The following is a 13,863-nucleotide window of genomic DNA, read 5'->3' as shown; positions in this document are numbered from 1 at the left end:
CACCTGAGCGCCGCCGTACCGAAGTTCCGAAGTACGGGAGTACGAGAGCACCTGAGTACCGGCGCACCGAAGCACGGGAGTACCGGCGTACCGAGTACCGGAGACCAACCTGCCGCCCGCCGCACCGCCGACCCAGCCCCCGGCCGTGCGTACCACTGGCGGGGGCAGGCTACGAGCGCCGGAGCCTGCGCACCGCCGGAACCCGCGTCCCCCGAATCACCGCACCCCGCCCCCGCCCCCGCCCCTCAGAGCGCCCGCCAGCCCTCCGGGTCCACCCCGCCGGGCACCACGCCGTCCGGGGCGTAGGGCTCCCGGGTGAACACGAAGGTGCCCAGGTCCAGATGGGCGGGGGCGCCGCCCTCTCCCTCGACCACCCGCAGCGTCTCCCCCGCGTAATAGCCGTCGAGCCCCGTCCAGGTGCCGTCCGGCTCGGCCTTGAAGCGGGAGGCCCGGCCTCCCTGGGTGGCCGGGGAGAGCTCCAGTCCGCGGTCCGCGCGCAGCCGCAGATGGTAGGCGCGAGGGCCCCAGTACCAGGGGCCGGTCAGCGCCAGCAGCGCCGGATCGGCCTCGGTCAGCGGCCGCCAGGGCTCGGGTATACGGGGCTCGTGCTCGGCCACGATCCCTATGAGGTCGGCGGCGATGGCGCCGATCGTGGGCCCCGAGGTGGTGTTGGCCAGCGCGATCCCGGCCAGCCGGTCCTCGGCACTCACCCACAGCGAGGCCAGGAAGCCGGGCATGGAGCCGGTGTGGCCATGGAGGAACCGCCCGCCGTGGCGGACGAGCTGTGTCCCCAGGCCATAGCCGCCGTCCCAGTCCCTCTCCTCGGGGGCGACGGCGGGCTCCCGCATCTCGGCGAGCGTCTCCGCGCCGAGCACCCGCTCGTCCCCGTCCAGCAGGAAGGCGGCGAAGCGGGCCAGATCCCCGGCGGTCGACCAGAGCTGCCCGGCCGGGCCCATCCGCCCGGTGTCCTCGGCCGGTTCGGGCAGCAGCACATCCGCCCAGGGGTGCACGGCCCAACCCCCGGCGTGCGGGGCGCGCGGCGCGAGCGACGTACGCCCCATCCCCAGCGGCTCCAGCACCTCATGGGCGAGCACCTCGCCCCAGGGCGCTCCGCGCAGCCGCTCGACCAGCGCGCCGAGCAGCGCGAAACCGGGGTTGGAGTAGTGGTGACGGCGGCCCGCGGGGTGGACCAGCGGGCGCTCGCCGAAGATATCGGCCGTCTCGGGCCGCAGCGCCCCTGGCGTGCGCTCCCACCACGGGCCACGGGCCTCGGCGGCGAGCCCCGCCGTGTGAGACAGGAGCTGGGCCACGGTCGCGCCCTCGGCCTCCGGCACGTCCAGATGGTCGGCCAGCGGATCGCCGAGGTCCAGCAGCCCCTCGTCGCGCAGCCGCAGCACCAGCACCGCCACGAAGGTCTTGGTCAAGGAGCCGATGCGGTACTGGGTGTCGGCGTCCGGTGCGGCTCCGTCCACGCGGCCGCGCGAGCCCGACCACACCAGCCGCCCCTCCCGCACCACGGCCCCCACCAGGGACGGGGCACGGCCCTCGGTCTGGCCGAGGGCGACGCGCCGCAGCAGTGCACGGCGGGTGGCGGGCAGCGGTTCCGTGAACTCATCCGCGTCGCGTGTGGTCATGTCGGCACTGTACGGCGGAGGTCCGACAGCGGGCAGCCATCGGCCGGCCGATCGTCAACGGCCGGGGCACCGCCCGGGACCGCACCGCGGTCTGGCCTTGACGTCAGGGTCAAGGTCTACCGTCAGGACATGCGGATCGGAGAGCTGGCCGAACGGGCGGGTACCACCACCCGCACCCTGCGCTATTACGAGTCGCTCGGGCTGCTGCCCGCGCGCCGCACCGGCAATGGGTACCGGTCGTACGACGAGGACGATCTGCGGCTGCTCCAGCAGATCCGCGTGCTGCAGGACTTCGGCTTCGAGCTGGAGGAGACGCGTCCGTTCGTCGAATGCCTGCGATCCGGCCATCCGGCCGGTGACTCCTGCCCCGCCTCGCTGGAGGTCTACCGGCGCAAGCTGGCCGAGCTGGACGAGTGCATCGGCCGGCTGAGCGCCATCCGGGAGCGGGTCGGGACACAGCTCGCCCAGGCGGAGCTGGCCCGCGCGGCACTGGAGGCCGCGGCGACGGCGCCCGCAGGGGCCCCGGAGCCGCGCTGCGAGCTGACGCCGCCCGGGCCGTGAGCCCCGCCGTCCCGCCGTCACCACAACGGGTCCGAACGACTCCGAACAACTCCGAAGGAGAGATGAGATGTCGCTGACACACACCGGGGGAGTGGCCACGGTCACGGACGCCACCTTCGGCGAAGAGGTGCTGACGGCCGAGCTGCCGGTGCTGGTGAAGTTCACCGCCTCGTGGTGCCCGCCGTGCCGGATGATCGCGCCGGTGCTGGCGGAGATCGCGCAGGAAGAGGGCCACCGGCTGAAGGTGGTGCAGCTGGACGTGGACGAGAACCCGTCCACCACCAACGCGTACGGGGTGCTGTCGATGCCGACGCTGATGCTGTTCCGGGCGGGCGAGCCGGTGCGGTCGCTGGTCGGGGCCCGCAGCAAGCGGCGGCTGCTGGAGGAGCTCGCCGAGGCGATCTGACTGAGCCGGAGCCGCGGCCGAACCGCCCCTGCTACGTTGGCCGGACATGACCATCAGTGGGGGCGGCCATCAGTGGGGGCGGAAAAGGTGAGGTCAGCGGTGCGCGTCCTGGTGCAGGGGAAACCCGTCGGCTCGTATCCGGCGCTGCCCCCCGAGGCCGAGCGCGGCTCACCGCGCCGGATCACCGAGGTCGGTGAGGAGATTCTGCGCCGCTCCTGCCGCGAGGTGACCGAGTTCGGCACGCCCGAGCTGAGCGCCCTCATCGACGACATGTTCCTCACCATGTACATCGCCGACGGCGCCGGGCTGGCCGCCAATCAGGTCGACGTCGATCTGCGGCTGTTCGTCTACGACTGCCCGGACGACAACGGCGTACGGCATGTCGGCCACATCATCAACCCCGTCCTGGACCAGCCCGATCCGGCCGAGCGGCTGCTCATCGAGGACGCCGAGGGCTGTCTGTCCGTACCGGGCGCGCGGATGGACGTACCGCGCACCGACCGCACCGTGGTCCGCGGCGTCGACAAGGACGGCAACCCGCTGGTGATCGAGGGCACCGGCTACTTCGCCCGCTGTCTGCAGCACGAGGCCGACCATCTCTCGGGACATCTCTACATCGACCGGCTCTCCAAGCGCGACCGCAAGGACGCGCTGCGGCAGATGACGGACCTCCATGAGCAGGTCCTCGCCCGGCGCGTGGAGAAGGCGGCGGCCCTGGGCCATCAGCCGCAGCCCTGACCCGGCCCGCCCCCGGGCGGGTGACGGCCGAGATCGACCCCGCCACGACCGCCGTTACCGCAGGCGTCGCGCTCGCAGGACGGTGTCCTGGGTGTGATGGGTGCCTGCGGGGGCCGGAGCGGTACGTGGGCGGGTTTCGTTGATCAGGACGCTCCAGTCGTCGTCGAGGAGCCTGGCGATCTCGTCGGGCTGGTAGTAGTCGCCGGGGTCGAAGCCCTGCTCGGGGTCCGGGGACAGATCTGCGAGCGCGTGGGTGGCGAAGAGCAGGGTGCCGCCGGGTGCGACGGCGTCCAGCAGACCGCGCAGCGCGGTGTGGTCCGGCTGGTGTGCGAGCGGGAAGTAGTGGACGGACACCAGGTCGAACGCGGCGGCCGGGGGCGGCGTGCCGGTCAGGTCGGCGCGTGTCCACGCCACGCGGCCCTCGACGTCCGTGCCGGCCGCGACGGCGCGTTCCAGGGCGGCCCGGGAGATGTCGACCGCCGTGACCTGCCAACCGCGCCGGGCCAGCCAGACTGCGTCGGCGCCTTCACCGCATCCCACGTCGAGCGCCTGCCCCGGCGGTAGGTCGGTGACCTCGGTGACGAGCACTCCGTTGGGCGCGCCGCTGAAGAGCCGGTCGCGGCTGCGATACAAGTCATCCCAGAACTGTGTGTCCATGGCCATGCCTTACGTGGTGGGGTCGCGTCCGCCACCAACCTCTCCCCACCCATGGCGAATCGACAAAGTTTTTTGCCGAAACCACGAAGAGCGGGACTCCGACCCGCGACATGAGCGGACGACGTCGATCGTGAGACCCCACTCGCCTCGTATCAGGTCTGCGCCATGTCCACGAAGCGCGAGTAGTGGCCCTGGAAGGCGACCGTGATCGTGGCCGTCGGGCCGTTACGGTGCTTGGCCACGATCAGATCCGCCTCACCCGCGCGCGGAGACTCCTTCTCATAGGCGTCCTCGCGGTGGAGCAGGATGACCATGTCCGCGTCCTGCTCGATGGATCCACTCTCTCGGAGGTCGGAGACCATCGGCTTCTTGTCCGTGCGCTGCTCGGGGCCTCGGTTGAGCTGGGAGAGCGCGATAACCGGCACTTCCAGCTCCTTGGCCAGCAGCTTCAGGTTTCGCGACATGTCCGAGACCTCCTGCTGACGGCTCTCGGGGCGCCGGGCGCCGCCGGACTGCATCAGCTGGAGATAGTCGATGACGACCAGCTGCAGATCGCTGCGCTGCTTGAGCCGGCGGCACTTGGCGCGGATCTCCATCATTGACAGGTTCGGGGAGTCGTCGATGAAGAGCGGGGCCTGGGAGACATCCGGCATCCGCCGGGCCAGCCGCGTCCAGTCCTCGTCGGTCATGCTGCCGGAGCGCATATGGTGCAGCGCCACCCGGGCCTCGGCGGAGAGCAGGCGCATCGCGATCTCGTTGCGGCCCATCTCCAGCGAGAAGATCACGCTCGGCATGTTGTGCTTGATCGAGCAGGCCCGCGCGAAGTCCAGGGCCAGGGTGGACTTACCCATCGCGGGCCGGGCGGCGATGACGACCATCTGGCCCGGGTGCAGACCGTTCGTCAGGGAGTCCAGGTCGGTGAAGCCGGTGGGCACCCCGGACATCTGCCCGCTGCGTGAGCCGATCGCCTCGATCTCGTCGAGCGCGCCCTCCATGATGTCGCCGAGCGGCAGATAGTCCTCGCTGGTGCGCTGCTCGGTGACGGCGTAGATCTCCGCCTGGGCGTTGTTGACGATCTCGTCGACGTCCCCGTCCGCCGCGTATCCCATCTGGGTGATGCGGGTGCCCGCCTCGACGAGGCGGCGCAGCACGGCGCGCTCGTGGACGATCTCCGCGTAGTACTCGGCGTTGGCGGCGGTGGGGACCGACTGGACGAGGGTGTGGAGATACGAGGCGCCGCCGACCCGGGCGATCTCACCGCGCTTGGTCAGCTCCGCGGCGACCGTGATCGGGTCGGCCGGCTCGCCCTTGGCGTAGAGATCCAGGATGGCCTGGTAGACGGTCTCATGGGCGGGCCGGTAGAAGTCATTGCCCTTGAGGACCTCCACCACATCGGCGATGGCGTCCTTGGAGAGCAGCATGCCGCCGAGCACGGACTGCTCGGCGTCGAGGTCCTGGGGCGGAACGCGCTCGAAGCCGGAGCCCTCCCAGGCCGAGCCGCCCCCTCCGTCGCGGTCCTGCTGACCGTCGCGGCCCCGGCCGCCGCCCTCACCGCGGCGGAAGCGGGGGGACGGGAACCGGTCGGACGAGCCGGAGTCCGCCCAGGGGTCGTCCATGGGCTCGGGAACGCTCACCCCGTCACCTCCTCCCGTCCGCGAAGCGAACCTCGCCGTGCCCGTCCTTCTTACGGCACGGCTATGACACAACTGAGCGGCCGACTTTCCGGACACGGCGCATCGGAGGCTGGGGATTCCAGGGCCGAATCGGGTGGCGGGCGCCGGACCACGTTAGGCCCGTCGGGACCGCCAGCCAACTTGGTTATCCACAGGGCATGTGGATGATGGGATCCATCCTGTGGGTAAGTCGCGCGAACCTGTGCACGGGTCGGGGGACAGTGCTGTGGACAAACACACAATCACCCCGAGAGCCCAACCCTGACCTGCGGTTTCTCTATCCAGAAGCTGTGCAGAAGAAAAACTTCCGCCCCCGGCGCAAGATCACGACAAAGGGCGCAGAGAAGATCGTCCCGCACGCCGCCTTGTAAGGACTGGAGATAGCTTGTGTCTCTTACCTGTGGACGATTACATTGCCCTCATGACACAGGCCCCCACGAGCGCGCGGAGCACCCTGCGCCACCACGACCGCGAGATCGTCGCACTCGCGCTTCCCGCCTTCGGCGCACTCGTGGCGGAACCCCTCTTCGTCATGGTCGACAGCGCCGTCGTCGGCCATCTGGGCACCACCCAGCTGGCCGGTCTGGGCGTCGCCGCAGCCCTGCTCGCCACCGCCGTCAACATCTTCGTCTTCCTCGCCTACGCCACCACCGGGGCGGTCGCCCGCCGCGTCGGCGCGGGCGACCTCGCCGGAGCGATCCGGCAGGGCATGGACGGCATCTGGCTGGCCCTGCTGCTCGGCGCCGCCGTCATCGCCGTGGCCCTTCCCACCGCCCCCGCCCTCATCGACCTCTTCGGCGCCTCGGACACCGCCGCGCCCTACGCCATCACCTATCTGCGGATCAGCGCCCTCGGCATCCCCGCGATGCTGGTGGTGCTCGCCGCCACCGGGGTCCTCCGCGGCCTCCAGGACACCCGCACCCCGCTGTATGTCGCCATCGGCGGCTTCGGGGCCAACGCCGCGCTGAACGTCACCCTGGTCTACGCGGCCGGGCTGGGCATCGCGGGCTCGGCCTGGGGCACGGTGATCGCCCAGAACGCCATGGCCGCCGTCTACCTCGCCGTGGTCATCCGGGGCGCGCGGCGCCATGGCACCTCGCTGAAGCCCGATGCCGCCGGGATCAGGGCCTGTGTCCATGCCGGGACACCGCTGCTGATCCGTACGCTCTCGCTGCGCGCCGTGATGCTGATCGCGACGGCCGTTGCGGCCCGCCTCGGCGACACCGACATCGCCGCCCATCAGATCGTGCTCACCCTGTGGAGTCTGCTGGCGTTCGCCCTGGACGCCATCGCCATCGCGGGCCAGGCGATCATCGGACGCTATCTGGGGGCGGGCGACGAGGAGGGGGCCCGGGCCGCCTGCCGCCGCATGGTGCACTGGGGCATCGCCTCGGGCGTGGCGCTGGGCCTGCTGGTGGTCGCCTCCCGGCCACTGTTCATCCCCCTGTTCACCACCGATGCCGCGGTACGGGACGCCCTGCTGCCCGCTCTGCTGGTGACGGCCCTCATCCAGCCGGTCTCGGGTCTGGTCTTCGTCCTCGACGGCGTGCTGATGGGCGCGGGCGACGGGCCGTATCTGGCCTCGGCGATGATCGTCACCCTCGCCGCCTTCGCCCCGGTGGCGCTGCTGGTCCCCTCGTTCGGCGGCGGGCTGACCGCGCTGTGGTGCACGATGGCGCTGATGATGTCGGTCCGGTTGGCGACCCTGTGGCTGCGCACCCGCTCCGGCCGCTGGATCGTCACCGGCGCGGTACGAGGCTGAGCCCGCCGGACCACAGCACGCGCGTCCCCGGACAAAACCAGAGCCACCGGTCCCCCGGCACGACGGAGGGCCGCACCCCACAGGGTGCGGCCCTCCGGTGCACGGTGCCAAAGGCGACCGTCACGGTCGTCAGGCGGCGACGACCTCGACGCCGACCTTGGCGGCAACCTCGGCGTGCAGACGGACCGAGACCTGGTGCGCGCCCAGGGTCTTGATCGGCGACTGCACCTCGATGCGGCGCTTGTCCACGTCCGGACCACCCGCGTCCTTGATCGCCGAAGCGATGTCGGCCGGGGTGACGGAGCCGAACAGCCGGCCGGCGTCGCCGGCACGGGTCTTCAGCTGCACCTTGACGCCCTCGAGCCGAGCCTTGACCTCATTGGCCTGCTCGATCGTGGCGATCTCGCGGATGCGACGACCGCGGCGGATCTGCTCGACGTCCTTCTCGCCGCCCTTGGTCCAGCGGATCGCCAGACCACGCGGAACGAGGTAGTTACGGGCGTAACCGTCCTTGACGTCCACGACGTCACCGGCGGTACCGAGGCCGGAGACCTCGTGGGTGAGGATGATCTTCATGACTGGGTCACCCTTCCCTTATCGCGCGGTGGAGGTGTAGGGCAGCAGCGCCATCTCACGGCTGTTCTTCACAGCCGTGGCGACGTCACGCTGGTGCTGGGTGCAGTTGCCGGTGACCCGGCGGGCACGGATCTTGCCGCGGTCGGAAATGAACTTCCGCAGCAGGTTCGTGTCCTTGTAGTCGACGTAGGAGATCTTCTCCTTGCAGAACACGCAAACCTTCTTCTTAGGCTTGCGAGCAGGCGGCTTCGCCATTGTCTCTCTCCAGTGTGATCAAGAAGTATGTGCTGGTCGCCCTGACCAGACCGAGCGCTGTTGTTTCACGTGGTTTCACGTGAAACAGCGCTCCGGGCCTAGAAGGGCGGCTCGTCCGAGTAGCCGCCGCCGGAGTTGCCGGAGCCGCCGCCCCAGCCACCACCGCCGCCGCCGCCCTGGCCGCCGGCCGGTGCGCCGGTCGCCCACGGGTCGTCGGCCGGAGCGCCGCCGCCCTGCTGGCCGCCGCCGGAGTTGCCGGGGCCGCCGCCCCAACCGCCTCCGCCGCCCTGGCCGCCGCCGCCGCCGTAACCACCCTGACCACCGCGACCGGTGGTCTTGGTGACCTTGGCTGTGGCGTTGCGCAGACTGGCGCCGACCTCGTCGACATCCAGCTCATAGACCGTGCGCTTGATCCCCTCACGGTCCTCGTAGGACCGCTGCTTCAGACGACCCTGCACGATGACGCGCATGCCGCGCTGAAGGGACTCGGCCACGTTCTCCGCGGCCTGCCGCCACACCGAGCACGTGAGGAAGAGGCTCTCGCCGTCCTTCCACTCGTTGGTCTGCCGGTCGAAGGTACGGGGAGTGGACGCGACGCGGAACTTCGCGACCGCCGCACCGGACGGGGTGAAACGCAGCTCGGGGTCGTCGACGAGATTGCCGACGACCGTGATGACGGTCTCGCCTGCCATTGGGGGAACCTCTCGGCGGGTACTGCTGGGCTGCTTGCTACTCGTTGCGATACGGCCCCGATGACCGCTGAACGCTTACGCGTCAGTGGGTCTCGGGACGGAGGACCTTGGTCCGGAGGACCGACTCGTTCAGGTTCAGCTGGCGGTCGAGCTCCTTGACGACCGCGGGCTCTGCCTGCAGGTCGATGACCGAGTAGATGCCCTCGGGCTTCTTCTTGATCTCGTACGAGAGACGACGACGGCCCCAGGTGTCGACCTTCTCGACCTTGCCTTCGCCCTCACGGACGACGGAAAGGAAGTTCTCGATCAGCGGGGAGACAGCGCGCTCCTCGAGATCGGGGTCGAGGATGACCATCACCTCGTAGTGACGCATGTGGAACCCACCTCCTTTGGACTCAGCGGCCACGGTCGTTCCGTGGCAGGAGGGTCGTGATGCGTATCCGCTTCGGCGCCTGTGCAGACACCACCGCGGACGGTACACAGTACCCGGCTACGGCCTCCCGCTTGAAATCCGGGCGTCTTAGCCCGCAATCTGTACACATCGGGTGTGAGCGGCATTACAGTTCGCCGCTTTGCTCTATGTGCCTACCTGGAGGTGCCCCATGGCACAGGCAGCACGACCCCATCACGGCTTGCTCTCCTTCCTGGACACCGATGGCAAGTCGCATCCCGTTGAGAACGCTTTCGCCGTGACCACGCTGGTGATCGGGGCGATCGCCTTCGTCACGGCGCATTTCACCCAGCTCCACCTGGTCAGCTCATGGACCGGGCTGGTCGGAATGATCACTGGCGCCTGGGGCCAACTGATCTCCGCGACCACCGGTGAGCGGTTCGTGCTGATCATCGGACTCGGTGCCGCGGGGGTCGGCTTCTACCTCGGCATGGCACACGGAGGGCTCTTCGGCGGATTGCTGGGCTGAGCCCGCCCGGAGCCTGGTTGCCCCAGGCCCGAACGGGGCGCGTCCCGGTCGCAGTAGGCTTCGGCGCGAGAGCCGGAGCCCCGACCCTGGGGACACACCTGCCGAGGAGCGCCCCGCATGAGCCTGACCCTGAGGACGATCAGCCGAGAGCAGCATCTGGCGTATATCCAGAGCCTGCCCGCGGCCAGCCACATGCAGGTCCCGGCATGGGCTGACGTCAAGTCGGAGTGGCGCTCGGAGAACCTCGGCTGGTTCGACGCCACGGGCCAGCTCGTCGGCGCCGGCCTCGTGCTCTACCGGCAGCTGCCCAAGATCAAGCGCTATCTCGCCTATCTGCCCGAGGGCCCGGTCATCAACTGGTACGCGCCCAACCTCGAGGACTGGCTGCGCCCGATGCTCGCGCATCTGAAGCAGCAGGGCGCGTTCTCCGTGAAGATGGGCCCGCCGGTCATCATCCGCCGCTGGGACTCCACCGCGATCAAGTCGGGCATCCAGAACCCCGACGTCAAGCGGCTGCGCGATGTCGAGGCCACCTTCATCGAGCCGCGCGCCTTCGAGGTCGCCGAGCGGCTGCGGCGCATGGGCTGGCAGCAGGGCGAGGACGGCGGGGCCGGCTTCGGTGACGTCCAGCCGCGGTACGTTTTCCAGGTGCCGCTGGAGAACCGCTCCCTGGAGGATGTCCACAAGGGCTTCAACCAGCTGTGGCGCCGCAACATCAAGAAGGCCGAGAAGGCCGGTGTCGAGGTCGTCCAGGGCGGCTACGAGCATCTGCCCGAGTGGCAGCGGCTCTACGAGATCACCGCGGAGCGCGACCACTTCCGGCCCCGCCCGCTCAGCTACTTCCAGCGCATGTGGACGGCCCTCAACACCGAGGACCCCAACCGGATGCGGCTGTACTTCGCGATGCACGAGAACGAGGTCGTGGCCGCGGCCACGATGCTGATCGTCGGAGGCCATGTCTGGTACTCCTACGGCGCCTCCGCCAACCACAAGCGTGAGGTCCGGCCCTCGAACGCGATGCAGTGGCGGATGCTCCGCGACGCGTACGCGCTGGGCGCGACCGTCTACGATCTGCGCGGCATCAGCGACTCCCTCGATGAGACAGATCATCTCTTCGGTCTGATCCAGTTCAAGGTGGGCACCGGTGGGCAGGCTGCCGAGTACCTCGGCGAGTGGGACTTCCCGCTCAACAAGCTCCTGCACAAGGCACTCGACATCTACATGTCGCGCCGCTGACCACGATTCGCTGTTTCCCATACTTCCAATACACCGCGGCAACGAGAAAGGTTCCGGGACCGGCCAATGGCGCTCACCCTCTACGTCGACACCGCGCGCTGGCGGGCGCACCAGCAGACGGTGATCCAGCAGTTCCCAGGGATAGTCCCGGTCTGCAAAGGCAACGGCTACGGCTTCGGCCACGAGCGCCTGGCCGAGGAGGCAGCCCGCATGGGCAGCGACGTCCTCGCGGTCGGGACCACCTACGAGGCCGCCCGGATGAAGGACTTCTTCAGCGGTGACCTGCTCGTACTCACCCCCTTCCGGCGCGGTGAGGAGCCGGTGCCGCTGCCGGACCGGGTCATCCGCTCGGTCTCGTCGGTCGACGGCGTCTACGGCCTGGTGAACGCGCGTGTGGTCATCGAGGTCATGAGCAGCATGAAGCGGCACGGCATCACCGAGCAGGACCTGCCCAAGCTGCACGCCGCGATAGAGAACGTCCGGCTGGAGGGGTTCGCCATCCACCTCCCGCTCGACCGCACCGACGGCCTGGACGCAGTCGAGGAGGTCATCGCCTGGATGGACCGGCTGCGGGCGGCACGGCTGCCGCTGCACACCATGTTCGTCAGCCATCTCAAGGCCGAGGAACTGGCCCGGCTGCAGCAGCAGTTCCCGCAGACCCGCTTCCGGGCGCGCATCGGCACCCGGCTGTGGCTGGGCGACCACGACTCGACGGAGTACCGGGGCTCGGTGCTCGACGTCACCCGGGTCGCGAAGGGCGACCGCTTCGGCTACCGCCAGCAGAAGTCCGCCTCCGACGGCCATCTGGTCGTCGTCGCGGGCGGCACCTCCCACGGCGTCGGTCTGGAGGCGCCCAAGGCGCTGCACGGGGTGATGCCCCGCGCCAAGGGGGTCGCCCGCGCCGGCCTCGCGACCGTCAACCGCAATCTCTCGCCGTTCGTATGGGCGGGCAAGCAGCGGTGGTTCGCCGAGCCGCCGCATATGCAGGTGTCCATCCTGTTCGTGCCCGGTGAGGTCCAGGCACCCCAGGTGGGGGACGAGTTGGTGGCGCATCTGCGGCACACCACGACGCAGTTCGACCGGCTCTTCGACCGCTGAGCGCGCGCCGCCGGGAGGGGCTCCCGTCCAGGGCTCACTCCCGGTGGACGCCCCAGTCCACCAGCGCCGCGCTCTCGTACCGGGAAGCGCGCCGCGCCCGTCCCAGCACGAACGCGTCCGGGGCCCGGTCCAGCACGCCTCCTCCGGGGTCGTCCGCGCCGTCCTTGCGCACCGGGTCCCGCTCCGGCACCAGCGCGTCCCGGACGATCAGGGCGCACAGATAGAGCGTCCCCAGCAGATGCACGGCGATCGCCAGCTGATAGCCCTCCGCGGGCAGCCCCCGGTGCTGGTCGCCGCTGCCCGTGTACGCGAGGTACATCCAGATCCCGAGGAAGTACATGACCTCGCACGCCTGCCAGACCAGGAAGTCCCGCCAGCGCGGCCGTGCCAGTGCCGCCAGCGGGATCAGCCACAGCACGTACTGCGGTGAGTAGACCTTGTTGGTGAGCACGAACGCCGCGACGATCAGGAAGGAGAGCTGGACCAGGCGCGGACGGCGCGGGGCGCACAGGGCGAGCGCCGCCACCCCGATGCAGGCCAGGACCATCAGGAGGGTTCCGTAGGTGTTGACGTCCTCCAGGGGGTTCCCGGTGCGCTGCGAGATGATCAGCCACAGGGAGCCGAAGTCGACAGGGCGCTCCTGGCTGAAGGTGTAGAACGTCTTCCAGCCCTCGCGGATGTGCAGGCCACCGCCCTGCGTGGTGATCATCACGGGGAGGTTCACCACGAGCCAGGCGGCCGCGGCTCCGCCCGTCGCCGTCCAGAAGGCCCTCAGCCGCCCCGCCCGCAGGCAGAGCACCAGCACCGCACCGAGCAGCAGCCCGGGGTAGAGCTTCGCGGCCGTCGCGAGCCCCAGCAGCACACCGGCGGCCAGCGGGCGGCTGCGGGACCACATCAGCAGGGCGGCGGCCGTAAGGGCGACGGCGAGCAGGTCCCAGTTGATGGTGGCCGTGAGCGCGAAGGCGGGGGCCAGGGCGACCAGCAGCGCGTCCCAGGGGCGGCGGCGGTGCGTACGGGCCACACAGACCGCGATGACCGCGGTGCAGACCATCAGCATGCCCGCGTTGACCAGCCAGTAGATCTGCTCACGGTCCTGGACGGAGCCGCCGTGCGGGGTCAGCCAGGAGGCGACCTCCATGAAGAGGCCGGTGAGGACCGGGTACTCCAGGTACTGCATCCCGCCCGAGACGCTGTCCGGTATGCGGTCGAAGTACGGGACGAGGTCGATGGCGAAGCCGCGGCCGTTGTAGAGGTGCGGTATGTCGGAGTAGCAGGCGTGGGTGTACTGGGCGGTGGCGCCGTAGAACCAGCCGCCGTCGTAGCACGGCAGCTTCTGCACCATGCCCAGGGCGAACATGCCGATGGCGGCGATCGCCACAATCCGCACCGGGGTCCACCAGCTCGTGCCGAGCAGAGCCCGGCGCCCGGCCGGCCCACCGATCAGCTCGCTGCCGGCCGCGGCCAGCGGGTCCTCGGCGGTCGGCCTGACGGGCTCGGCCTGTGGGTCCTCGCGCACGCTCATGGCCCCCATCCTGCCGTACGAGCCTGGCGGCAGGAGTCAGGACCGCCCCAGCGGGCGCTGAGCGCGCCGCGGACGGCTCGGCGGGTCCTCGGGGCGGGAAGCAGGGTGCGAGGGGCGCAGAGGGCCGTCCAGG

General features: G+C 70.1%; 15 protein-coding genes. 7 read left to right on the top strand and 8 right to left on the bottom strand.

The window, feature by feature from the left end; all coding sequences use genetic code 11:
• Nucleotides 1-245: 245 nt before the first annotated feature.
• On the bottom strand, nucleotides 246-1,634 hold the full coding sequence (locus tag J5X86_RS01800) for a serine hydrolase (RefSeq protein ID WP_208515055.1): 1,389 nt from the start codon (nucleotides 1,632-1,634) through the stop codon (nucleotides 246-248).
• A gap of 129 nt (nucleotides 1,635-1,763) precedes the next feature.
• Between J5X86_RS01800 and J5X86_RS01795 the strand changes: the two genes are divergently transcribed.
• The 3 genes from J5X86_RS01795 to def all read left to right on the top strand — a co-directional run bounded on the left by J5X86_RS01795 (nucleotide 1,764) and on the right by def (nucleotide 3,339).
• Entirely contained in the window at nucleotides 1,764-2,195 is a 432-nt protein-coding gene (locus J5X86_RS01795; RefSeq protein ID WP_014061942.1) for a MerR family transcriptional regulator, read from the top strand.
• A 67-nt stretch (nucleotides 2,196-2,262) separates the two neighbouring features.
• Nucleotides 2,263-2,601 (top strand): thioredoxin, encoded by a 339-nt coding sequence (gene trxA / locus J5X86_RS01790; RefSeq protein WP_093463167.1) that lies wholly within the window; start codon nucleotides 2,263-2,265, stop codon nucleotides 2,599-2,601.
• 99 nt (nucleotides 2,602-2,700) lie between these two features.
• Complete coding sequence (def, locus tag J5X86_RS01785; RefSeq protein WP_208515054.1) at nucleotides 2,701-3,339, top strand: peptide deformylase; 639 nt, start codon at nucleotides 2,701-2,703, stop codon at nucleotides 3,337-3,339.
• Between the two features lie 54 nt (nucleotides 3,340-3,393).
• Here def and J5X86_RS01780 read toward each other — a convergent pair whose 3' ends face one another.
• Together J5X86_RS01780 and dnaB are read right to left on the bottom strand one after the other, a co-directional pair.
• Complete coding sequence (locus J5X86_RS01780) at nucleotides 3,394-3,996, bottom strand: bifunctional 2-polyprenyl-6-hydroxyphenol methylase/3-demethylubiquinol 3-O-methyltransferase UbiG (RefSeq protein WP_208515053.1); 603 nt, start codon at nucleotides 3,994-3,996, stop codon at nucleotides 3,394-3,396.
• Nucleotides 3,997-4,148: 152 nt separating this feature from the next.
• A complete protein-coding gene (gene dnaB / locus J5X86_RS01775; protein WP_208515052.1) occupies nucleotides 4,149-5,630 on the bottom strand; it encodes a replicative DNA helicase in 1,482 nt (493 codons plus the stop codon).
• Between the two features lie 460 nt (nucleotides 5,631-6,090).
• Between dnaB and J5X86_RS01770 the strand changes: the two genes are divergently transcribed.
• Nucleotides 6,091-7,431 (top strand): MATE family efflux transporter, encoded by a 1,341-nt coding sequence (locus J5X86_RS01770; protein ID WP_208515051.1) that lies wholly within the window; start codon nucleotides 6,091-6,093, stop codon nucleotides 7,429-7,431.
• A 129-nt stretch (nucleotides 7,432-7,560) separates the two neighbouring features.
• Here the strand turns inward: J5X86_RS01770 and rplI are convergent, their stop codons facing one another.
• The 4 genes from rplI to rpsF form a co-directional block, all read right to left on the bottom strand.
• Nucleotides 7,561-8,007, bottom strand: coding sequence for a 50S ribosomal protein L9 (gene rplI / locus J5X86_RS01765; RefSeq protein ID WP_014061948.1), 447 nt, complete (start codon nucleotides 8,005-8,007; stop codon nucleotides 7,561-7,563).
• An 18-nt stretch (nucleotides 8,008-8,025) separates the two neighbouring features.
• Nucleotides 8,026-8,262: a 30S ribosomal protein S18 gene (rpsR, locus tag J5X86_RS01760; RefSeq protein ID WP_003978893.1), complete on the bottom strand. Its 237-nt coding sequence runs from the start codon at nucleotides 8,260-8,262 to the stop codon at nucleotides 8,026-8,028.
• A gap of 98 nt (nucleotides 8,263-8,360) precedes the next feature.
• A complete protein-coding gene (locus J5X86_RS01755) occupies nucleotides 8,361-8,954 on the bottom strand; it encodes a single-stranded DNA-binding protein (RefSeq protein ID WP_208515050.1) in 594 nt (197 codons plus the stop codon).
• A gap of 82 nt (nucleotides 8,955-9,036) precedes the next feature.
• Nucleotides 9,037-9,327 carry a 30S ribosomal protein S6 gene (rpsF, locus tag J5X86_RS01750; RefSeq protein WP_014061950.1) on the bottom strand — a complete coding sequence of 97 codons (291 nt, stop codon included), beginning with the start codon at nucleotides 9,325-9,327 and terminating at the stop codon, nucleotides 9,037-9,039.
• Between the two features lie 229 nt (nucleotides 9,328-9,556).
• On the opposite strand from rpsF, the gene J5X86_RS01745 reads away from it, so the two are divergent.
• The 3 genes from J5X86_RS01745 (at nucleotide 9,557) to J5X86_RS01735 (ending at nucleotide 12,208) form a co-directional block, all read left to right on the top strand.
• Nucleotides 9,557-9,874, top strand: a complete 318-nt coding sequence (locus J5X86_RS01745) for a hypothetical protein (RefSeq protein WP_208515049.1) — start codon at nucleotides 9,557-9,559, stop codon at nucleotides 9,872-9,874.
• 117 nt (nucleotides 9,875-9,991) lie between these two features.
• The gene (locus J5X86_RS01740) at nucleotides 9,992-11,110 is read left to right on the top strand and encodes a peptidoglycan bridge formation glycyltransferase FemA/FemB family protein (protein WP_014061952.1); all 1,119 of its coding nucleotides are present in this window, start codon (nucleotides 9,992-9,994) and stop codon (nucleotides 11,108-11,110) included.
• Nucleotides 11,111-11,176: 66 nt separating this feature from the next.
• Complete coding sequence (locus tag J5X86_RS01735; protein ID WP_208515048.1) at nucleotides 11,177-12,208, top strand: alanine racemase; 1,032 nt, start codon at nucleotides 11,177-11,179, stop codon at nucleotides 12,206-12,208.
• Between the two features lie 34 nt (nucleotides 12,209-12,242).
• Here J5X86_RS01735 and J5X86_RS01730 read toward each other — a convergent pair whose 3' ends face one another.
• Entirely contained in the window at nucleotides 12,243-13,730 is a 1,488-nt protein-coding gene (locus tag J5X86_RS01730) for a glycosyltransferase family 87 protein (protein WP_208515047.1), read from the bottom strand.
• Nucleotides 13,731-13,863 lie beyond the last annotated feature (133 nt).

This window comes from Streptomyces sp. NEAU-YJ-81 (assembly GCF_017592595.1).
GTDB lineage: Bacteria > Actinomycetota > Actinomycetes > Streptomycetales > Streptomycetaceae > Streptomyces > Streptomyces hygroscopicus_B.
The sequence above is the reverse complement of the archived record's forward strand: the minus strand, read 5'-3'. Positions and strand labels throughout refer to the sequence as shown.